A 20,508-nucleotide genomic window follows, 5' to 3' on the forward strand; every position below is an offset into this window, starting at 1 on the left:
TATTGACATGACATTTGAGGGGCGGCATCGTACTGGCCTCAGAGCGTGCGTTCAAAGCGCTTCAAGCACTCGTCCGCCCCCACCGCCTCCGGGACGGTCGGAGCGAAGGGAAACCAGCCTGATGTCATTCGAAGTGCTGACCATGGGCCGCGTGGGAGTGGATGTGTATCCGCTCCAGACAGGTGTGGGGTTGGCGGAGGTCACGTCGTTCGGGAAGTACCTGGGCGGCAGCCCGACGAACGTGGCCGTGGCCGCCGCGCGGTACGGGCGCAGCTCGGCTGTGATCACGAAGACGGGGCGGGATCCGTTCGGTGCGTTCGTGCGGTCGGCGCTGGAGGGGTACGGCGTGGACGGCCGGTTCGTCGGTACGTCGGAGGTCGCACCGACGCCGGTGACGTTCTGCGAGATCTTCCCCCCGGACGACTTTCCGCTGTACTTCTATCGGCTGCCCAAGGCGCCCGACCTGGACATTCGGCCGGGTGAGCTGGATCTGGAGGCGGTGCGGGGCGCGGGGATCTTCTGGATCACCGGGACGGGCCTGAGCGAGGAGCCGAGTCGTTCGGCCACCCTGGCCGCGCTCGCGCATCGGGCCGAGGCCGGGACGACGGTCTTCGACCTCGACTGGCGGCCGATGTTCTGGAAGGACCCGGCCGAGGCCCGTTCGCACTACGCGGAGGCCCTGCGGCACACCACCGTCGCCGTCGGCAATCTCGACGAGTGCGAGGTGGCGACCGGCGAGCGCGAGCCGTACGCGGCCGCGAAGGCACTGCTCTCGGCAGGCGTGGAGCTGGCCGTGGTCAAGCAGGGCCCGAAGGGTGTCCTCGCGATGGACCGGGACGGCACGGCGGTCGAGATCGCGCCGGTGCCGGTGGACGTGGTGAACGGCCTGGGCGCGGGTGACGCGTTCGGCGGCGCGCTGTGTCACGGACTGCTGTCCGGCTGGGACACCCGGCGCACGGTCTCCTTCGCCAATGCCGCCGGCGCCGTCGTCGCGGGCCGGCTGTCCTGCTCCGACGCCATGCCGACCGAGGCCGAGGTCGACGCCAGGCTCCGCGAGGCATCCCTCGTCCCCACCTCCACCGAACGAAAGGCGTGAGCACGTGTCGTCCCACGACGTGAGCCGGATCGTGTCCGCCCGGGTCGGCGATCCCGGTGCCATAGCGGCAGCGGCCGTTCGCCGCGTCCGGGCGACCTCGCCGCTGGGTGAGCACGGCAAGGCGATGATCATCGCCGCGGACCATCCGGCGCGCGGCGCCAACGGCGTGGGCGGTGACCCCACCGCCATGGCGGACCGCTTCGAGCTGCTGGAACGGCTGTGCGCCGCCCTGGAGCGCCCAGGCGTGACGGGGGTGCTGGGCACTGCCGACATCCTGGAGGACCTGCTGCTCCTCGGCGTCCTCGACGGCAAGAGCGTGTTCGGCTCGATGAACCGGGCCGGCCTTGCGGGGTCGGTGTTCGAGATCGACGACCGGTTCACCGGCTACGACGCCGAGACCATCGCCGCCATGGGCTTCGACGGCGGCAAGATGCTCACGCGCATCGCCCTGGACGATCCGGCCACTCCGTCCGCCCTGATGGACACCGCCCGCGCCATGAACGAGCTGAACGACCAGCAACTCATCGCCATGGTCGAGCCGTTCGTCTCGTCCTGGCAGGGCGGGGAGATCCGCAACGACCTCTCCCCGGACGCCGTCATCAAGTCGATCACGATCGCGTCGGGGCTTGGCCGGCGTACCGCCTACACCTGGCTGAAGCTGCCCGTCGTCGACGACATGGAGCGCGTACTCGCCTCCTCCACGCTGCCCACGCTGCTCCTCGGCGGCGAGGTCACCGACCCCGCCGCGGCCTTCGCCTCCTGGGGGCGGGCCCTCAAGCTCCCCACCGCGCAGGGCCTGGTCGTCGGCCGCTCCCTGCTCTACCCCTCGGACGGCGATGTCGCCGGTGCCGTCGACCGGGCGGTGAGCCTGCTGTGACGGCCACGAGCAAGTACCGCCTGCCGAAGGGAACTTCGGCCGACGGACCCTACGACCTCCTGGTCACGCCCGAGTCGGTGGGCTGGGGACACTCCGGCCTCAGGATCCGCACGCCGAGGCCGGGCGAGGCGCACACCCTGTCCACCGGCGACCCGGAGTTCCTGGTGCTGCCGCTGACGGGCTCGTGCCCTCGGCCCGTACCGGGCGAGAACGGCTTCGGCCACCAGCGCGTCCACGGCACCCGGGAACGCCCGATCGACATGCTCGCCGAGGTGCGTTCCGGGGACGCCGTGCTGATCCCGCACGGCCGGCACGGCCCCTCGACCGCCGCACCCGGCCACGACCTCCACCACCTCGACGTCATGGCCGGCCCCGGCCAGGACCGCGCCTGGCCGACCTGCGACGACCCCGCCCGCGGCTGGGTGCGTTCGACCTGGGACTCCCAGGACACCGACGACCGGCTGCCCTTCGGAGAGAACGAATGAACACCGTACGACTGACCACGGCCCAGGCTCTCGTCCGTTTCCTGGCCAACCAGTACAGCGAGCGGGACGGGCAGGAGCAGCGGCTGATCCCCGGTGTGTGGGGGATCTTCGGGCACGGCAACGTCGCCGGGATCGGGCAGGCGCTTCTTCAGGCGGCCGTCACGCAGGAAGCGGACCTTCCCTACTACCTGGCGCGCAACGAGCAGGGCATGGTGCACGCCTCGGTGGCGTACGCCAAGATGCGCGACCGGCTGGCGACCTTCGCCTGCACCGCCTCCACCGGCCCCGGTTCCACGAACATGATCACCGGTGCGGCCCTGGCGACGACCAACCGCATTCCGGTGCTGCTGCTGCCGTCCGACATGTTCGCCACCCGCGCCGCCGAACCGGTCCTGCAGCAACTGGAGGACACCCGCGGCGGGGACGTCACCGTCAACGACGCCTTCCGTGCCGTGTCCAAGTACTTCGACCGCATCTCCCGGCCCGAGCAGCTCGTCCCGGCCGCGCTGGCCGCGATGCGCGTCCTCACCGACCCGGTCGAGACCGGCGCGGTGACGTTGGCACTGCCGCAGGACGTGCAGGCCGAGGCCCACGACTGGCCGCTCTCCTTCTTCCGGCGCCGGGTCTGGCACGCAGGCCGCCCGGTGCCGGAACCCAGCGCCGTCGAGCGGGCCGCGCGGCTGCTGCGCAACGCCGAGAAGCCGCTCATCGTCGTGGGCGGCGGCGCCGTGTACTCCGGTGCCGAGACCGAACTGCGGGCGTTCGCCGAGGCAACGGGCATTCCGGTCGCCGACACGCACGCCGGCAAGGGCGCCGTGCCCTGGGATCACCCCTGCGCCGTCGGAGGCATCGGTTCCACCGGCTCCTACGCGGCCAACGAGCTGGCCCGTGAGGCCGACGTCGTCCTCGGCATCGGCACCCGCTACAGCGACTTCACCACCGCCAGCCACACCGTCTTCGCCGACCCCGACGTCACCTTCGTCAACCTCAACGTCGCCCGCCTCGACGCCGTCAAGCACTCCGCCGAACCGCTGGTCGCCGATGCCCGCCTCGGTATCCAGGCACTCGCGGGAGCGCTGGCGGACTGGGAGGTGTCCGCGGACTACCGGGCTCACACCCGCCGGCTCGTCCGCCGCACGAGGGAGATCGAGGAAGAGTGCTTCGCTCCGGACCGCAACACCGGTGAACTGCCCGCTCAGACCCAGATCCTGGGCGCGCTCAACGACGTCCTGGGCGACCGCGACGTGGTCGTCAACGCGGCCGGCTCCATGCCCGGCGATCTGCAACAACTGTGGCGGGCCCGCGACCCGAAGGCCTACCACGTCGAATACGCCTACTCCTGCATGGGCTACGAGGTGGCCGCCGGTGTCGGCGCCAAGATGGCCGACCCCTCCCGCGAGGTGGTCGTCCTGGTCGGCGACGGCTCCTACCTCATGATGGCCCAGGAGATCGTCACCATGGTCTCCGAAGGGCTCAAGGTCATCATCGTCCTCGTCCAGAATCACGGCTTCGCCTCCATCGGCGCCCTCTCCGAATCACTCGGTTCCCAGCGATTCGGCACCGGATACCGCTACCGCAACGACGACTCGGGCCTCCTCGACGGCGGCGTCCTGCCCGTCGACCTCGCCGCCAACGCCTCCAGCCTGGGTGCGGACGTCCTGCACGCCACCAGCGTCGAGGAGTTCCGCTCGGCGATGGAGAAGGCCAAGGCCGCCGACCGCACCACCGTCGTCCACGTCGAGACCGACCTTCATGGACCCAACCCGCCCGCGCACGGCTGGTGGGACGTCCCCGTCAGCGAAGTCTCCGCCCTCGACTCCACCCGCGCCGCCTACGAGACGTACGCCGTCCACAAGCGGACCCAGCGCCACCACCTGTAAGGAACCCGCTCCCGTGAACACCGTTCCCCACTGGATCAACGGCTCCCCCACCCAGGGCTCCGCCATCGCCGCGCAGCCGGTCTTCAACCCCGCCACCGGGCAGGAACAGGCCCGGGTGGTGCTCGGGGGCGCACCCGACGTGGACACCGCCGTCCAGGCCGCCACCGCCGCCTTCGAGAGCTGGTCGGAATCCTCGCTGACCCAGCGCACCCAGGTGATGTTCGGCTTCCGCCGGCTCCTCGTCGAACACGAGGAAGAACTGGCCAGAATCATCTCCGCCGAACACGGCAAGACCGTCGACGACGCACGCGGCGAAATCATCCGCGGCCGCGAGGTCGTCGAGTTCGCCTGCGGCCTCGGCGACATCCTCAAGGGATCCTTCTCGGACCAGGTGTCGCGCGGCGTGGACGTGCACAGTTTCCGCCGGCCCCTCGGCGTCGTCGCGGGCATCACGCCCTTCAACTTCCCCGCCATGGTGCCGCTGTGGATGCACCCCATCGCGATCGCGACGGGCAACACCTTCGTCCTCAAGCCCAGCGAACGCGACCCCTCCGCCGCCAACTTCGTCGCCAGCCTGTACACGAGGGCCGGGCTGCCGGACGGCGTCTTCAACGTCGTCCACGGCGGCAAGGAAGCCGTGGACGCGATCCTCACCCACGCCGGCATCGAAGCGGTCTCCTTCGTCGGTTCCACACCGATCGCCAAGTACGTCCATGAGAAGGGGACTTCGGCGGGCAAGCGCGTCCAGGCCCTCGGCGGCGCCAAGAACCACGCCGTGGTCCTCCCCGACGCCGACCTGGAGTTCGCCGCGAACCACATCACCGCGGGCGCCTACGGTTCGGCCGGCGAGCGCTGCATGGCGGTCTCCGTGGCGGTGGCCGTGGGTGACGCCGCCGACGGACTGGTGGCGGCACTGGAACGCAAGGCCCGCGAGGTCAAGGTCGGCCCCGGCGACGCGCCCGGCACCGACATGGGCCCGCTGGTCACCAGGGCCGCCCAGGAACGCGTCGAGAACGCCGTCGGCATCGCTGCCGCACAGGGCGCAACGGTCGTCGTCGACGGCCGCGGTCTGAAGATCGACGGGTACGAGGAGGGCTTCTTCACGGGCCCCTCCCTCCTCGACCACGTCACCGCGGAGATGGACGCCTACCGGGAAGAACTCTTCGGCCCCGTCCTCGCCGTCGTCCGCGTCGACACGCTGGACGAGGCCATCGCGCTGATCAACGCCAACCCCTACGGCAACGGCACCGCCCTCTTCACGGCCTCCGGCGAGGCCGCCCGCCGATTCCAGCGCGCCGTCAGGATCGGCATGATCGGCATCAACGTCCCCGTCCCGGTCCCGATGTCCTACTACTCCTTCGGCGGCTGGAAGGACTCCCTCATCGGCGACTCACCCGTACACGGCCCGGAAGGCATCCGCTTCTACACCCGCCCCAAGGTCGTCACCACCCGCTGGCCCCAGGCGGCACAGCACATCACCGCCGGCTTCACCTTCCCCACCGCCGGCTGAGTCCCCGCATCAGCCGCTCCTGGAAGGACCGCGCGGACACGGGACCGCCATAGTAGCCATGTACAGTATCCGCCATGAGCGAGACATCCGAAGGGGCCACCCCCGGTTTCCTGGTGTGGCGGCTGTCGATGAAGTGGCGGGTCGCCGTCGACCGGGCGGTGGCCCCGCTGGGCCTCACCCACGCCCAGTACTCGCTGGTGGCGTCGCTGTACGGCATGCGGCGCTCCGGCGAGCGGCCCAGCCAGCGACGACTCGCCGACCACACCGGCCTGGAGGCACTGTACGTCTCCAAGCTGGCCCGCAGCCTGGAGTCGGCCGGGCTGCTGGAGCGCGCCAAGGACCCGCGCGACCCGCGGGCGGTGCAGCTCGCGCTCACCGAGCAGGGGCTGGAGACCACCAGGCGGGCGATCGATGTCGTCCACGGCCTGCTGACCCAGCTGCTGCAGCCGCTCGGCGGTCCGGACAGCGCCCGGACCCGGGAACTGGCCCGCGACCTGACCTCCCTGCTGGACGTCCCGCTGGACCCGGCTGCCATCACTCCACAGTAGTGGAATATTGAACTAATGGGTTCCGTTGTGGCCGTCGAAGGAGGTCACGAGTGGAGACGCAAGTGGAGACCACGTACTACGACCACGGCACCCCCGCCGAGCGCTGGGAGCGCGCGCAGCAGTTCTTCGCCGCCCAGGACTACGCGGGCGCCGCACGGGTGCTGGCCGGCCTGGTCGAGGAGGTGCCGGAGCAGACCGGCCCCCGGCTGCTGCTGGCCCGCGCCTACTACCACTCGGCCCAACTGCGTCGGGCGGAGGCCGAGTTGCGGCTCATCGTGGAGCGCGACCCGGTGGAGCACTACGCCCGGCTGATGCTGGGCCGCACGCTCCAGCGGCAGGCCCGGCACGACGAGGCGGACCAGCACCTGCGGATCGCCTCGGCGCTCGCGGGAGACTTCCCGCAGGAGTGACACGACGTGCGAAGGGCCCGGTTCCCCGAGGGAACCGGGCCCTTCGCACGTCTCGGGCCGGCCGCCCTGCCCTGCACGTCACCGGTGCTCTCGCGAGGTCACAGCGGAGCCGCCGCGTGCAGGATCAGGAACAGGGTGACGGCCGAGTCCGCCGAGGACATCGCCGACACCAGGGTGCCTGCGGCGGCGCCCCAGGCGGCCAGGCCGACCGAGGTGAACGCCGAGGGCCAGCAGCGGGCCACGGGGGCGGGGGCCAGCAGGGCGGCCACCCGGCGCGGCACGGGACCGGTCGCGGCGAGCGCGGCGAGGGTGGGCGCCGGGGTGCCGTGGGACAGCAGCGCCGCCCTGCCGATCGCCCGGGCGACCGTACGCCGGTCGCCGACCGCGCGGGCCGCCTCCTCGTCCGCCCAGCGCTCGGCCGTGTAGACGACGGCGGTGCGCAGCGGGCGCAGAAAGGGGTTGGCCCGGGCGGCCAGCCGGGCGGCGAGCAGATGGCGGTGGTGGCGGGCGGCGAGGTGGGCGCGTTCGTGGGCGAACAGGGCGCGCCGTTCAGCGGGGGCGAGCCCGTCCAGCAGCGCGGTGGTGACGACGACTCGTCCCCGGCCGCCGGGCAGGGCGTAGGCGTACGGCGCGCCGTCGGGCAGGACGGCCACCGTCGTTCCGGGCAGGGCGGCCAGGGCGCGGTGGGCCCGGCGGGTGACCCGGTGATGGCGCCACAGGGTGCGGGCGCAGGCGGTGGCGACCACCGCGAGGGCGGGGATGGCGGCGCGGCCCGCGACCCCGTCGTGCGGGACGGCGGCCCGTACCTCGGGGTCGGACCAGCCGTCCGGGAGGGGGTTGCCGGGCAGTTGGGCGGTGCCCACGACCATCAGCAGGGCCAGACAGAGCGTGCTGCACACGGCCATCACCACGGCGACCGTGGTGAGCAGCCGGGTGGCGGTGCGCGGGTGCAGGTGCACCTCGGCGAGCCGGGCGACCGGCCAGGCGGACAGCGGCAGCACCAGCGGCAGGAAGACGAAGACCCCCATGGGCGGTCAGTCTTCCGTACCGCCGTCGCCGGTGCGCGGGGTGTTCCCGTTGTTCACCGGGCCCGGCTCGGCGGACTCCAGCAGCGCCCGCAGCACCTGTTCGTCGCCGGGCGGCAGGACGGTGACGAAGCTCGCCAGGACCGCCTCGCGGTCCTGTTCGCCGTCCAGCAGACGACGCATGCGCAGCGCGGCGAGCCGGGCCACGTCGGCGGTGGGCGTCCACAGGAAGGAGCGGCCCTGCCGTTCGCGGGCGACGACGTCCTTGGCGAGCAGCCGGGTGAGGATGGTGACGACGGTGGTGTAGGCGAGGTCGCCGCCGAGGCGCTCCTGCACCCATGCGGCGCCGACCGGCCCGTCCGCCTCGCGCAGCGCGCCGAGGACCTGGCCCTCCAGTTCGCCCTGGCCGCGCCGCCGGACCCGGCCGCCGTCCCGCACCATGTCCCGCACTCCCCTGTTTCGTCGCCCGGTTCGCCTCCGGGGCACCGGAGTCGGTGCCGAGAGCCCGAAGGTGCTCGGTCCCCGCACCGGCATCGGCGTGTCGGACCACGCTACTTCACGCCGGCCGTGCCCCCGTACGTGCGGCGACCGCGGCGGTGCGCGATCTCGCCGAGGACGATGTCGACGGCGATGAATCCGGCCAGCGGAATGCCGAGCAGCGGCACGAAGTAGCCGAGTACGGCGATCACGGCGAGGGCCGGTACGAGGAGGTACGGCGGCACCTGTGCCCAGGCGCCGCGCGGGACGGGCCGGCCGAAGGCGGAACCGCGGCCGCGCTGCCACCACATGCGGTAGCCCCACACGATGAGCAGGATCAGGGCGAGCGCGAGCAGGGCGAGGGCGATCTGGTTGGCGATGCCGAAGAGGACGCCGGTGTGCAGGTCGATGCCCCAGCGGGTGAGCTTGGCGAGCACCGGGTAGTCGGCGAACCGCAGTTCGTCGGTCACCTTGCCGGTCGCCGGGTCGACGGCGACGGAGTCCTGCTTCTCCGGCCAGCTGCGCTGGACCTGCCTGACGACGTAGGCGCTGCTCGCGTCGGCGGGCGGCACGATCTCCACGGGGTCGCCGAGCCCCTCGGCCCGGGCCGCCGCGAGCACCTTGTCGAGGCCGACCCCGTGCCCGGCGTCCGCGCCGGTGCCGGCCGCCGTACCGTGGCCCGCGTGTTCTCCGCCGGCCGCGGAGACGGACGGGGTGGCCTGGCCGAGCGAGGTGCGCAGTTCGTCGATGTGGGCGCCGGCGTATGTCGACCAGGTCAGGCCGGTGGCCGACAGGAACAGGAACCCGGCGGCGGTCCACACGCCGACCGTGCCGTGCAGGCCGAGGGTGCGGCGCCGTCCGCTGGTCCCGCGCACCTTGCGCAGGGCGCGGCGCCGGGAGAACCAGAGCACCAGGCCGCCGCCCGCGATCAGCCACAGCCAGCTGGCCGCGAGCTCGCTGTAGAGCCGGCCGGTGTCGCCGAGGTGCAGGTCGCGGTGGAGTTCGTCGATCCAGGTGCGCAGCGGCAGCGCGCCGGTCGAGCCGTACTGTTCGAGAGCACCGCGGACCTTCCCGGTGGCGGGGTCCACGAACACGGCGAGGGTGTGGTCGGGGTCGACGCCCTTGACGCCGGAGAGCAGCACCCGGGTGGTCGTGCCGGGCTCGGGCGCCGGTCGTACCGCCGAGACGGTGCCCTCGGGGTGGGCCTTGCGGGCGGCGGCGACCTGGGCGGAGAGGGGGAGTTCGCGGTCTCCGGCGGGAACGGTCAGTTCATGGTCGTACACGAACTTCTCGGCCTGGAACGAGCCCGCGTAGAGCAGGCCGGTGACGGCGGCGACCAGCAGGAACGGGGCGACGAGCAGGCCGGCGTAGAAGTGCAGGCGCAGTACGAGGGGGCGCAGCGGGGCCCAGTGACCCGGGGAGGGGGCCGGGGCGGGCGGTCTGGGTGTCTCGTCGGTGGCGGGCGAGGCGGCGGTGGACATCGGCTGGCTTCTCCGGGGGACTCGGGTCGGAAGCGGGGCGGTCCAGTAGTCGGATCGCGAAGGGCCCGAGTTCCCCGGAGTGTTGGTGACCTGTGCCACAGGGTGCGGCAGGTGGGCATGGCATCCTGACGCGATGGCACCTCCCAGTGATCGCGCCCTTCTCGCCGAGCGGGTCGAGGAACTCCTCGCGGCCGGCGGCCCCTTGCCCATCGTCGCGGCCGGACTGCCGGTCCTGCGCCAGGGCACCGAACCGTACGACGGTCAGCTCGGTCCCGCTCTGCTGGACCGCTTCGTGGAGGCCCTGCGCGTCACCATGCACGCGGCCCCGGGCGTGGGCCTGGCCGCGCCGCAGGTCGGCGTACCGCTGCGGATCGCGGTGATCGAGGACCCCGCACCGGTGCCGGAGGAGGTGGCGCTGGCCCGGGGCCGGGTGCCGCAGCCGTTCCGGGTCCTGGTCAACCCGTCGTACGAGCCGGCCGGCACCGCCCGTGCCGCGTTCTTCGAAGGCTGTCTGAGCGTGCCGGGCTGGCAGGCCGTGGTGGCCCGGCACGCCGAGGTGCGGCTGCGGGGCCAGGACGAGCACGGCCGCGAACTGGACGAGGTGTTCACGGGCTGGCCCGCGCGTATCGTCCAGCACGAGACGGACCACCTCGACGGCCTGCTCTATCTCGACCGTGCCGAACTGCGTTCCCTGTCCACGAACGAGGCGGTGGCTGCCCGCTGGGGACAGCCGACCCCGCATCCGGCGGCCGAGGCGCTGGGCTTCGAACTGCCCTGAGCCGGCCGTCAGTTGTCCCGGTAGGCCTCCAGCAGCCGCAGCCACACCTCGCTCAGCGTCGGATACGACGCCACCGCGTGCCACAGCCGGCCGACCGGGACCCGGCCCGCCACCGCGACGGTCGCCGAGTGGATCAGTTCGCCGACGCCGGGGCCGACGAAGGTGACACCGCGCAGGATCTCCTCCTCCAGGTCGACCACCATGCGGGCGCGGCCCTTGTAGCCGTCGGCGTACAGGCCGGCCCCGGCGACGGAGGAGAACTCGACGTCGACGGCGCGGACGCGGTGGCCGGCCTGTTCCGCCTCGGCGAGGGAGAGGCCGACGGCGGCGGCCTCCGGTTCGGTGAAGACGACCTGGGGCACGGCGTAGTGGTCGGCGGTCGCGGCGTGCGCGCCCCAGGGCTCGTCCAGCAGGGCGTGGCCCGCGGCCCGGGCGGCGATGGCGGCACCCGCGATGCGGGCCTGGTACTTGCCCTGGTGGGTGAGCAGGGCACGGTGGTTGACGTCGCCGACCGCGTACAGCCAGTCGGTGCCGTCGACGCGAAGGCTGTCGTCGACGTCCAGCCAGGAGCCCGGCTGCAGGCCGACGGTGTCGAGGCCGATGTCGTCGGTGTGCGGGACCCGGCCGGTGGCGAAGAGGATCTCGTCGGCCTCGAGGCGGTCGCCCGCGTGGGTGACGGCCACGACGGTGCCGTTCTCGCGGGCGACGGACTCGACCGAGGTGCCGGTGCGGACGTCGACGCCGGCCTCGGCGAGGGCCTCGGCGACCAGTTCCCCGGCGAACGGCTCCATCCGGTTGAGCAGGCCCTTGCCGCGGACCAGGAGCGTGACCTGTGAGCCGAGCGCCTGCCAGGCGGTGGCCATCTCGGTGGCGACGACACCGCCGCCGACCACGATCAGCCGGCCGGGGGCGGCCTCGGCGCTGGTGGCCTCGCGGCTGGTCCAGGGCTTGACCTCGGCCAGTCCCGGCAGGTCGGGCAACTGGGCACGGGTGCCGGTGCTGACGGCCACGGCGTGCCGTGCGGTGAGGGTCGTGACGGTGCCGTCGGGTCCGGTCACGGTGACCGTGCGGGGGCCGGCGAGGCGGCCCTGGCCGCGGTACAGGTCGGCGCCGATGCCGTCCAGCCAGCGGACCTGACCGTCGTCCTTCCAGTGCGAGGTGTACTCGTCCCGACGGGCCAGGACTGCGGGTGTGCCGAGGGGACCCTGGACCGCCTCGGCCAGGCCGGGCAGGCGGCGGGCGTCCGCCTGGGCGATGACCGGCCTGAGCAGCGCCTTGCTGGGCATGCAGGCCCAGTACGAGCACTCGCCGCCGACCAGCTCGCTCTCCACGACCGCGGTGGTGAGGCCGGCCGCACGGGTGCGGTCGGCGACGTTCTCCCCCACGGGCCCGGCCCCGAGCACCACGACGTCGTACGCGATGGATTCCGTTTCCGTCATGGGGTCAGTCTGGTGCGTGGTCGGCTCGGGGGCCACACGGGTAGGCGCACGGGAGACGGCAGTGCACGCACGGGACACAGCCGTGCACGCACGTACCAGGCATGGAACTTGCGCGGAACAGGCATGGAATAGGCAACCCCATCGCCGTGTTTCCGCCGTCGGCACAAGCCCCCACACCAGGAAGAGGGAATCACGCCATGAGCAGCACTGTGGAGCTGACCAAGGAGAACTTCGACCAGACCGTCACCGAGAACGAGTTCGTCCTCATCGACTTCTGGGCCTCCTGGTGCGGGCCGTGCCGTCAGTTCGCGCCCGTCTACGAGAAGGCCGCCGAGGACAACCCCGACCTGGTGTTCGGCAAGGTCGACACCGAGGCCCAGCCCGAGCTCGCCCAGGCCTTCGGCATCCAGTCGATCCCGACGCTGATGATCGTCCGGGACCAGGTCGCGATCTTCGCCCAGCCGGGCGCCCTGCCCGAGGCCGCCCTCACGGACGTCATCGGACAGGCCCGGAAGGTGGACATGGACGAGGTCCGCAAGACCATCGCCGCCCAGCAGGCGCAGGGCGAGTGACGCCCCGGCGGTCGCTCTGCCGTTGACCGCGAGCAGGCATCGCGGTCACGCCTCTCCGAGACCCCGACCGCAGCCGGTGTCCGGCTCAGCTGGACGCGCGCTGGACGAGCGAGGCACCCAGCACCCTGCGCACCTCGGGCTCGCCGCCGGGGTCGCGCACCGCGCGGTCGACCAGTTCCGCGAGTTCACGGCCGGAGGGCAGCTCGATGCGGACGGTGCTGAGCCGGGGCCGCAGCAGCCGGCCGAGCATCAGGTCGTCGGCGCCGACGACAGCGATGTCCTCGGGGATGCGCACGCCCCGGTCCTGCAGGGCGCACATCAGGAGCATGGCGTACTCGTCGTTGTAGGCGAACACCGCGTCCAGCCCCAACTCGGGCCAGCGCGCGGCGAGTTCGGCGGCGGCCTGTTCCGTGTAGGCGAGCGGCAGCGCGGTCACGGTCGCATCCGTGCCGTACAGGGCCTGGTGCACACCGGCGAGCCGGGGCCGGGAGAAGGACTCCAGGCCCGGCTCCTCGGGGACGATCACACCGATACGGCGCCGGCCGCGGGCGTACAGATGCGTGCCGGCGCAGTGGCCGACGGCATCGTGGTCCATGAGCAGGGCGTGCGCGCCCTCGACACGTTCGGGGCCGAGGGTCACCACGGCACGGGCGCCGGACCTCTTGAGCACCTCGACACCCTGCGGACCGAGCCCCGCGCCCGGCACCAGAACGGCGACGGGACGCAACTCGGCCCAGGCGCGGGCGGCTTCGTCGCCCTGGAGGCCGACCGTGCCGTACTGCACGACCGTGTAGTCGAGGCGGCCGAGGGCCGACTGGAGATCATTGAGGAAGCGGCTGTAGAGGGGGCCCACCGGGATCGCCGGGGCGGGCATCAGGACCATACGGCTGTGTCCGGCGCGCAGGCTGCGGGCGGCGGCGTGGGGCACGTACCCCAGCTCCCGCGCGGCCTCGCGGACGCGGCGGCGCGTCGGCTCGCTGATCCGTACGGCGCTGGTGTTGTTGAGGACGTAGGAGACGGTCGCGCGCGAGACGCCGGCCAGCCGGGCCACATCGGCACTCGTGGGGACGGAGTGCGGTGCGGGCGCAGCGGACGGGGACGTGTTCGGTATCTGCACCATGACAGACCGCATCTTGGCAGAGGAGCGGCGGGCGGGGGCGGGCGGGGGAAGGTGGTTCACCGCTGAACGAAAGCCCCGTCGAGCAATCGCAGGTCGACCGGCCATGAACACGCTCACCACGCAGACTACGAACACGTTCGCTACGAACTTGTTCGTGACGAACATGTTCGTTACCGTGGGCGCATGACACCTTCCTCCCGCTCCCGTCGCGAGCGTCCCGCCAAGCCCGCCCTCACCCGGGAGGGCATCGTCGCCGCGGCGGTGGCCGTCCTGCGCGCCGAAGGGCTGCGGAAGGTGACCATGCGGCGGCTGGCGCAGGAGCTCGACACCGGCCCCGCCTCGCTGTACGTCTACGTCCGCAACACCGACGAGCTGCACGCGGCCGTCCTGGACGAGCTGCTCGGCACGGTCGGGCCCGCTCCGGAAGAGGGCACCTGGCGCGAGCGGCTGGAAGGCGTGCTCACCGCCTGCACGCGGATGCTGCTGGAGCATCCGAGCCTCGCCCGGTCGGCTCTGACCGCCCGGCCGAGCGGCCCGCACTACCTGAATCTGATCGAGACGCTGCTCGCCCTGCTCGACGAGGGCGGGGTGCCGCGCGACCGGGCGGCCTGGGGCGTCGACCTGCTGCTGCAGCACGCCACCGCGACCGCCGCCGAGCACGCCGGTGAGGAGTCCCCGGGCGACTGGCAGGCGCTGGACAGCGCCTTGCGCGGGGCGTCGCCGGACACCCACCCGCACATCGCCGCGACCGGCGACGCCCTGCTGTCAGGCGCCCCGGAGGCCCGGCTGTCCTGGGCCCTCCAGGCGCTGGTCAACGGCATCGAACGCACCGCCGTATGCGGCTGATCCCCTCACCTCCCGTGATCCCCTCACCTGCCAGGAGGCCACCATGACCACCCCTGCCCACCTCCTCCCCCACCACCCCGTCGCCATAGTCGGCGCCGGACTCGGCGGGCTCGCGCTCGCCCGGGTGCTGCACGTGCACGGCATCGAGGCCGCCGCGTTCGACCTGGACCCCTCGCCGGCCGCGCGGACGCAGGGCGGCATGCTCGACATCCACGACGACTCCGGCCAGGAGGCGCTGCGCGCGGCCCGGCTGCACGAGGAGTTCCTGGCCCGCGTCCACGTCGGCGGCGAGGCCATGCGGGTGCTCGACCAGGACGGGACCGTCCGCCTGGAGGAGCCCGACGACGGCACTCGCGGGCGCCCCGAGATCGACCGCGGCGACCTGCGCGACCTGCTGCTGCGCTCCCTGCCGGAGGGCACGGTCCGCTGGGGCGTGAAGGTGACCGGCGCACGCCCGCTCGGCGCCGGCCGGCACGAGGTGACGCTCGCGGACGGCAGCGCCTTCACCACGGACCTGCTGGTCGGCGCGGACGGCGCCTGGTCCCGCATCCGCCCGCTGCTCTCGTCCGCGCAGCCCGCCTACACCGGTGTGTCGTTCGTCGAGGCGGACCTGCTGGAGGCGGATGCGCGCCACCCCCGAAGCGCCCGGGTGGTCGGCGGCGGCATGCTGTTCGCGCTCGGCGCGGGCCGGGGCTTCCTCGCGCACCGCGAGTCCGACGGCAGCCTGCACGTCTACGCCGCCGTCGAGGCGCCGGAGGACTGGCCGGACGGCATCGACTTCACCGACGACGAGGCGGCCAAGGCGGCGGTGCTCAAGGAGTTCGACGGCTGGGACGACAGCCTGAAGGCGCTGGTCGGGGACGCGGACGGTGCGCTGGCGCCGCGGCGGATCCACGCCCTGCCCGTCGGTCACCGCTGGGACCGGGTCCCCGGGGTCACCCTGCTCGGCGACGCCGCGCACCTGATGTCGCCGTTCGCGGGCGAGGGCGCCAACCTCGCGCTGCTCGACGGCGCCGAACTGGGCCTCGCGCTCGCCGCGCACCCCGGCGACACCGAGGCGGCGCTGGCCGCCTACGAGGAGAGGATGTTCCCGCGCGCCGAGTTCTCCGCGTCGGAGTCCGCACGCAGCGCCGCGATGCTGTTCCGCGCCGACGCGCCGCAGGGGCTGCTCGACATGTTCACCGCCGACCTCGGCTGAGCACGGCTCAGCCGGAGCGCTCCGTGCACGTCACCCGCGCCACGAGGTCGTGCCAGCCGGACTCCAGGCGCCGCATCGGCATCCCGCACTGCCGGGTCAGATGGTGGATCAGCGCGGGGTCGAGATGGGCCATCAGCGTCTGGGAGAGGAGTTCGCAGTCGGCGGTGGGCACGATCTGCCTCAGCAGCATCGCGATGTGCGTGCGCAGGGCCTGGAACGAGGGGTGCGAGAACCGGCGGTCCGGTTCCGGCTGGGCGGCCAGCTGCAGGTCCAGCTGCTCGGCCGACCGGTAGAGCACGGCGACGCCGAAGGCCCGCAGCCGTTCCAGGGGCGGCGCGCCGGGGCCCAGCGGCGCCGGCCCGCCGAGGAAGTCGGCCTGCAGCTGCCGCGCCGAGTGGTCGAGCAGCGCCATCAGCAGCCCGTTGCGGTCGCCGAAGCGGCGGAAGACCGTCCCCTTGCCCACCTGGGCCGCGGCGGCCACCGCCTCCATCGTCACACCGGCCACTCCGTGCTCCGCGATCAGGCTGGCGGCGGCCTCCAGCAGCCGGGCGCGGTTGCGAGCCGCGTCGGCACGCAGGCACGGCTCCTCGGGGGCCGGCTCGACCTCCAGCAGCTGAGGGGTTCCGAGGGGCTCCTGGGACTTCGAGTAGGGCGGCAGGGCGCTGGACATGAAGCCAGCGTAAAGCATCGGGAATGAAACTGGACCGCGGTCCGGTTAGCCTGATAGAAACTTAAGCGGACCCCGGTCCGGATCGTGACAGCTATGTTTCACCCCCCTTGGAGAACCGCCATGTCTGTTCGTATCCTCGCGCTCGTCGGCAGCCTTCGCGCCGGTTCGCACAACCGCCAGCTCGCCGAGGCGGCCGTCAAGCTCGCTCCGGAGGGTGCCGAGGTCGACCTGTTCGAGGGCCTGGCCGAGATCCCCTTCTACAACGAGGACATCGACGTCGAGGGCAGCGTCCCGGCCGCCGCCGCCAAGCTGCGCGAGGCCGCCCGGGCCGCCGACGCCTTCCTGCTCTTCTCCCCCGAGTACAACGGCACCATCCCGGCCGTCCTGAAGAACGCCATCGACTGGCTGTCCCGCCCCTACGGCGCCGGCGCCTTCGGCGGCAAGCCCGTCGCCGTCATCGGCACCGCCTTCGGCCAGTACGGCGGCGTGTGGGCGCAGGACGAGGCCCGCAAGGCCGTGGGCATCGCCGGCGGCAAGGTGATCGAGGACATCAAGCTCTCCATCCCGGGCTCCGTGACCCGCTTCGCCGAGACCCACCCGGTCGACGACGCCGAGGTCGCCGCCCAGCTGACCGAGGTCGTCGCCCGCCTGCACGGCAACGTGGGCGTGGCTGCCTGACCCGCAGGCACCAGCGAGGGGCCGGAGCCGTGCTCCGGCCCTTTTCGCGCGCCACCGGAGTCAGGCCGACGCGAGCCGCTCCCCCAGCGGGCTGCGCCGGTACAGCACCCGGCGGCCGTCCCGGGCGCGGGTGACCAGGCCCGTGGCGTGCAGCACCCGCAGGTGCTGGGAGACGGCGCTCGGCGTCACGCCGAGGCGGCGGGCGAGCTCCACGGTCGGGAGGGGTTCCGCGAGCAGGCGCAGCAGGGTGGTCCTGGGTGCGCCGAGCAGCGAGCCGAGCGCCGTGGCGTCGGCGGCGGGCTCCGGCTCCCACAGGGTGGCGGCGCCCCGGCCCGGATAGTCCAGCATCGGGGGCTCCTCGGCGCTGATCGGCGGTGCCGGCTTGTGCGCGAACAGCGACGGGACCAGCCGCAGACCGCGCCCCGATCCGTCCACCTGGTGATGACCGATCATCTGGTCGATGGTCAGGACGCCGTCCTGCCAGCGCAGGTTCGGATGCAGCTCGGCGAAGAGCAGCCGTGCACCGCCCGTGGCCAGCTGCCGGGCCCGGTGGGTGATGTCCGCCTCCAGTACGAGCCGTATCCGCGGCCAGTGCGGCAGCAGCGCCGACTCCCAGTAGCGCCGCAGCGACGAGCAGATCCCGTCGACCAGTTCGAGAACGTCCGGGTCGCCGGGGGCCGCGGCCTGCCGCAGCGCGTCGGGGAGGAGCCTCGGTGCGTGGGCGGCGTGCAGGTCGCGTCGTACGACCTCCACGGGTGTGGCCCGTACGACGGCCAGCTCGTCCTCGATCGTGGGCGCGAACGACGTGGGCCTCGGTGTCAGGAAGTCGGGCAGCGCCAGGGTGTCGCCCACCAGGGCGGACAGCAGCCGCTGGTCGGCCGGGTCGAGCGTGCGCAGGACCGACGTGCGCCATCGCACGTGGAGCGGGTAGAGGGCGGGGGCGCGCAGCGCGCGCAGGCTGCCCATCACCTCGGACAGCGGGGAGATCGCGAACCGGGTGTCGACGAGGTCGTCGACACCGAGCAGGAAGCTGATCATGTAGCCCCGGCCTACATCCTTTGGCAACCGCCCGTGCATGCCGTGGACTTCGGCACATGTCGGATCACAACGCACCGCAGCGTACCGCGCCCGTTCCCCGCTCCTCCCGGGTCATTGCGCTGCTGGCCGTCGCCTGCGGCGTCGGGGTCGGCAACGTCTACTTCCCGCAGGCGATCGCCCCGCTCATGGCGGCGGGCCTCGGTGTCTCACCCGGCACCGCGGCCGGCGTGGTCACCGCGACCCAGTTCGGCTACGCGGCCGGCATCTTCCTGCTCGTCCCGCTCGGCGACCGGCTTCCGCCCCGCCCGCTGCTGGTCACCCTGCTCACCCTGACCGGCCTCGGCCTGTGCGCCGCGGCCGGGGCGCCCGCGCCGGCGCCGCTGCTCGCGGCGAGCGTGCTGGTCGGGGCGACGACGGTGATCGCCCCGCTCGCCGGGGCGCTGGCGGCCGGGATGGTGCCCGGGGAACGCCGGGGCGTGGTCGGCGGCACGCTGCTGAGCGGCTCGATCGCGGGCATGCTGCTCTCCCGCACGGCAGGCGGAGCCCTGGCCGAGCGGCTGGGCTGGCGTGTGCCGTACGTGCTCGCGGCCCTGCTCACCCTCGTGGTCGCCCTGCTCCTCGCCCGCGCACTCCCCGACTCCGCCCCGCCCTCCCGGCAGCGGTATCCCCGGCTGCTCGCCGAGCCGCTGCGCCTGCTGCGCACGGAACCGGCCCTGCGCCGCTCCTCCTTCTACCAGGCGACGGTGTTCGCCGGATTCTCCGCCGCCTGGACCGGTGTCGCGCTGCTCCTCACGGGCCCGGTGTACGGCCTGGGCACGGCAGCGGTCGGGCTGCTGGCGCTGGTCAACGCGGCGACCATGGTCGTCACGCCGTTCGCGGGACGCCTGGTGGACCGGCGGGGACCCGACGGGGTGAACCTGGTGTGCTTCGTGATCGTCGCCTGCTCGGCGGGAGTGCTGGCCCTGGGCTCGCTCGGCGGCACCTCCGGCCTGGTCGCCCTGGTGGCGGGCACGCTCCTGCTGGACGTCGGCATGCAGTCCGGGATGGTCGCCAACCAGGTCCGGATCTACGCCCTCGCCGGGGAGGTCCGCAGCCGCCTCAACACCGCGTACATGACGTGCGCCTACCTGGGTGGCAGCCTGGGGTCGTGGCTGGGCACGCGAGCCTACGCCCGGTTCGGCTGGGCCGGGGTGTGCGCCCTGGTCGCCCTGCTCACCGCGCTGGGGCTGCTACGGCACCTGGGCCGGTTCCGGGCACCCGCCGTCCGGCGGACAGGTTCCGCCGGACGGCGGCCTCCGGGCTCCTCGGGGTACGCGGATCATGACCGCAGGAGCCACCGCCGGGCGGACGAGTCGCGCCACGGGTGGCCCGAGCCGTATGAGTCAGGTGAGGAGAAGCCATGCCCCAGGTCCCGCCCCCGCCCCCGTTCGACCCGGAACTCGCCGCCGCGCTGGAGCTGATCAAGGATCAGATCTCGCCCGGGCTCACCATGGAGGAGATCCCCGCCGTCCGGCAGAGCGCGGGCATCGAGTTGTCGGCACAGCTCGACCTCACGCTGGGCGGGGCCTTCGAGGCGGAGGACCGCACGGTGCCCGGCCCGGAGGGGGCACCGGCGGTCCCCCTGCTCATCTGCCGCCCCACGTCCGCCGATCCGGCAACCCCGCTGCCGGTGATCTACCACGTGCACGGCGGCGGCATGGTCGTCGGCGACAACCGGGCCGGCGTGGACGGCCCGCTGGCCTGGGCGCGCGAGCTCGGCGCGGTCGTCGTGTCGGTCGAGTACCGCCTCGCGCCCGAGCACCCGCACCCGGCGCCGATCGAGGACGTCCACGCGGGCCTGCTGTGGACGGCCGGCCACGCCGGGGAGATCGGGGGCGACCCGGACCGGATCGTCATCGCGGGCGCGAGCGCCGGCGGTGGCCTGACCGCCGCACTCGCCCTCCTGCTGCGCGACCGCCAGGGCCCGCCGGTCATCGGCCAGTTGCTGATGGGCCCGATGCTCGACGACCGCAACGAGACCGTCTCCAGCCACCAGATGGCGGGCCTCGGTCTCTGGGACCGCACTGCCAACGAGACCGGCTGGACCGCGCTGCTGGGCGAGCGCCGGGGCGGCCCCGGCGTCCCGCCCCACGCCGCCCCCGCCCGCGCGACCGACCTGTCCGGCCTGCCACCGGCCTTCCTCGACGTCGGCTCCGCGGAGACCTTCCGGGACGAGGTCGTCGACTACGCCTCCCGCATCTGGCAGTCCGGCGGCACGGCCGAACTCCACGTCTGGCCGGGCGGCTGCCACGGCTTCGACGGCCTCGCCCCGCAGGCGGCCGTGTCCCGGGCGGCCCGGGCGGCCCGACTGGACTGGCTGCGCCGCCTGTTGGCCGACTGA

General features: G+C 73.1%; 21 protein-coding genes. 14 read left to right on the top strand and 7 right to left on the bottom strand.

The window, feature by feature from the left end; all coding sequences use genetic code 11:
- Positions 1 to 121: 121 nt before the first annotated feature.
- The 7 genes from iolC (at position 122) to AC07DS_RS02160 (ending at position 6,806) form a co-directional block, all read left to right on the top strand.
- On the top strand, positions 122 to 1,096 hold the full coding sequence (gene iolC / locus AC07DS_RS02130; RefSeq protein ID WP_479141794.1) for a 5-dehydro-2-deoxygluconokinase: 975 nt from the start codon (positions 122 to 124) through the stop codon (positions 1,094 to 1,096).
- A 4-nt stretch (positions 1,097 to 1,100) separates the two neighbouring features.
- On the top strand, positions 1,101 to 1,973 hold the full coding sequence (locus AC07DS_RS02135) for a Cgl0159 family (beta/alpha)8-fold protein (protein ID WP_479141796.1): 873 nt from the start codon (positions 1,101 to 1,103) through the stop codon (positions 1,971 to 1,973).
- Positions 1,970 to 2,458 carry a 5-deoxy-glucuronate isomerase gene (locus AC07DS_RS02140; protein ID WP_479141798.1) on the top strand — a complete coding sequence of 163 codons (489 nt, stop codon included), beginning with the start codon at positions 1,970 to 1,972 and terminating at the stop codon, positions 2,456 to 2,458. The genes AC07DS_RS02135 and AC07DS_RS02140 overlap by 4 nt, the downstream gene beginning before the upstream one ends.
- Positions 2,455 to 4,338, top strand: coding sequence for a 3D-(3,5/4)-trihydroxycyclohexane-1,2-dione acylhydrolase (decyclizing) (gene iolD / locus AC07DS_RS02145; protein ID WP_479141800.1), 1,884 nt, complete (start codon positions 2,455 to 2,457; stop codon positions 4,336 to 4,338). The genes AC07DS_RS02140 and iolD overlap by 4 nt, the downstream gene beginning before the upstream one ends.
- 13 nt (positions 4,339 to 4,351) lie before the next feature.
- Positions 4,352 to 5,848: a CoA-acylating methylmalonate-semialdehyde dehydrogenase gene (locus AC07DS_RS02150; protein ID WP_479141802.1), complete on the top strand. Its 1,497-nt coding sequence runs from the start codon at positions 4,352 to 4,354 to the stop codon at positions 5,846 to 5,848.
- Between the two features lie 74 nt (positions 5,849 to 5,922).
- Positions 5,923 to 6,396, top strand: a complete 474-nt coding sequence (locus AC07DS_RS02155) for a MarR family winged helix-turn-helix transcriptional regulator (protein ID WP_479141804.1) — start codon at positions 5,923 to 5,925, stop codon at positions 6,394 to 6,396.
- Positions 6,397 to 6,458: 62 nt separating this feature from the next.
- A complete protein-coding gene (locus AC07DS_RS02160; protein WP_145877864.1) occupies positions 6,459 to 6,806 on the top strand; it encodes a tetratricopeptide repeat protein in 348 nt (115 codons plus the stop codon).
- Positions 6,807 to 6,904: 98 nt separating this feature from the next.
- On the opposite strand, the gene AC07DS_RS02165 is transcribed toward AC07DS_RS02160, so the two are convergent.
- The 3 genes from AC07DS_RS02165 to AC07DS_RS02175 form a co-directional block, all read right to left on the bottom strand.
- Positions 6,905 to 7,834 (bottom strand): M48 family metalloprotease, encoded by a 930-nt coding sequence (locus tag AC07DS_RS02165; RefSeq protein ID WP_479141806.1) that lies wholly within the window; start codon positions 7,832 to 7,834, stop codon positions 6,905 to 6,907.
- Between the two features lie 6 nt (positions 7,835 to 7,840).
- Positions 7,841 to 8,272, bottom strand: coding sequence for a BlaI/MecI/CopY family transcriptional regulator (locus AC07DS_RS02170; RefSeq protein WP_479141809.1), 432 nt, complete (start codon positions 8,270 to 8,272; stop codon positions 7,841 to 7,843).
- A 110-nt stretch (positions 8,273 to 8,382) separates the two neighbouring features.
- Positions 8,383 to 9,789 (bottom strand): PepSY-associated TM helix domain-containing protein, encoded by a 1,407-nt coding sequence (locus AC07DS_RS02175; RefSeq protein WP_479141811.1) that lies wholly within the window; start codon positions 9,787 to 9,789, stop codon positions 8,383 to 8,385.
- A 133-nt stretch (positions 9,790 to 9,922) separates the two neighbouring features.
- Between AC07DS_RS02175 and AC07DS_RS02180 the strand changes: the two genes are divergently transcribed.
- On the top strand, positions 9,923 to 10,567 hold the full coding sequence (locus tag AC07DS_RS02180; RefSeq protein WP_145877049.1) for a peptide deformylase: 645 nt from the start codon (positions 9,923 to 9,925) through the stop codon (positions 10,565 to 10,567).
- Positions 10,568 to 10,575: 8 nt separating this feature from the next.
- Here the strand turns inward: AC07DS_RS02180 and AC07DS_RS02185 are convergent, their stop codons facing one another.
- The gene (locus AC07DS_RS02185; RefSeq protein ID WP_479141814.1) at positions 10,576 to 12,006 is read right to left on the bottom strand and encodes a dihydrolipoyl dehydrogenase family protein; all 1,431 of its coding nucleotides are present in this window, start codon (positions 12,004 to 12,006) and stop codon (positions 10,576 to 10,578) included.
- 197 nt (positions 12,007 to 12,203) lie between these two features.
- On the opposite strand from AC07DS_RS02185, the gene trxA reads away from it, so the two are divergent.
- Positions 12,204 to 12,578: a thioredoxin gene (trxA, locus tag AC07DS_RS02190; RefSeq protein ID WP_145877053.1), complete on the top strand. Its 375-nt coding sequence runs from the start codon at positions 12,204 to 12,206 to the stop codon at positions 12,576 to 12,578.
- A gap of 85 nt (positions 12,579 to 12,663) precedes the next feature.
- Here the strand turns inward: trxA and AC07DS_RS02195 are convergent, their stop codons facing one another.
- Positions 12,664 to 13,710 (bottom strand): LacI family DNA-binding transcriptional regulator, encoded by a 1,047-nt coding sequence (locus AC07DS_RS02195; protein ID WP_479141817.1) that lies wholly within the window; start codon positions 13,708 to 13,710, stop codon positions 12,664 to 12,666.
- Positions 13,711 to 13,881: 171 nt separating this feature from the next.
- Here AC07DS_RS02195 and AC07DS_RS02200 point away from each other — a divergent pair, with 171 nt between their 5' ends.
- Both AC07DS_RS02200 and AC07DS_RS02205 read left to right on the top strand, forming a co-directional pair.
- Complete coding sequence (locus tag AC07DS_RS02200; RefSeq protein ID WP_479141820.1) at positions 13,882 to 14,544, top strand: TetR/AcrR family transcriptional regulator; 663 nt, start codon at positions 13,882 to 13,884, stop codon at positions 14,542 to 14,544.
- A 43-nt stretch (positions 14,545 to 14,587) separates the two neighbouring features.
- Entirely contained in the window at positions 14,588 to 15,742 is a 1,155-nt protein-coding gene (locus tag AC07DS_RS02205) for an FAD-dependent oxidoreductase (RefSeq protein WP_479141822.1), read from the top strand.
- A 7-nt stretch (positions 15,743 to 15,749) separates the two neighbouring features.
- Here the strand turns inward: AC07DS_RS02205 and AC07DS_RS02210 are convergent, their stop codons facing one another.
- Positions 15,750 to 16,430 (bottom strand): TetR/AcrR family transcriptional regulator, encoded by a 681-nt coding sequence (locus tag AC07DS_RS02210; RefSeq protein ID WP_479141824.1) that lies wholly within the window; start codon positions 16,428 to 16,430, stop codon positions 15,750 to 15,752.
- 102 nt (positions 16,431 to 16,532) lie between these two features.
- Here AC07DS_RS02210 and AC07DS_RS02215 point away from each other — a divergent pair, with 102 nt between their 5' ends.
- Complete coding sequence (locus AC07DS_RS02215) at positions 16,533 to 17,090, top strand: NAD(P)H-dependent oxidoreductase (RefSeq protein WP_336109565.1); 558 nt, start codon at positions 16,533 to 16,535, stop codon at positions 17,088 to 17,090.
- Between the two features lie 60 nt (positions 17,091 to 17,150).
- On the opposite strand, the gene AC07DS_RS02220 is transcribed toward AC07DS_RS02215, so the two are convergent.
- Positions 17,151 to 18,128 carry an ArsR/SmtB family transcription factor gene (locus AC07DS_RS02220; protein ID WP_479141827.1) on the bottom strand — a complete coding sequence of 326 codons (978 nt, stop codon included), beginning with the start codon at positions 18,126 to 18,128 and terminating at the stop codon, positions 17,151 to 17,153.
- A 56-nt stretch (positions 18,129 to 18,184) separates the two neighbouring features.
- Here AC07DS_RS02220 and AC07DS_RS02225 point away from each other — a divergent pair, with 56 nt between their 5' ends.
- Both AC07DS_RS02225 and AC07DS_RS02230 read left to right on the top strand, forming a co-directional pair.
- The gene (locus AC07DS_RS02225; RefSeq protein WP_479141829.1) at positions 18,185 to 19,588 is read left to right on the top strand and encodes an MFS transporter; all 1,404 of its coding nucleotides are present in this window, start codon (positions 18,185 to 18,187) and stop codon (positions 19,586 to 19,588) included.
- Positions 19,528 to 20,508 (top strand): alpha/beta hydrolase, encoded by a 981-nt coding sequence (locus AC07DS_RS02230; protein ID WP_479141831.1) that lies wholly within the window; start codon positions 19,528 to 19,530, stop codon positions 20,506 to 20,508. Before AC07DS_RS02225 ends, AC07DS_RS02230 begins: the two co-directional genes overlap by 61 nt.

This window comes from Streptomyces sp. NPDC044064, assembly GCF_056434245.1.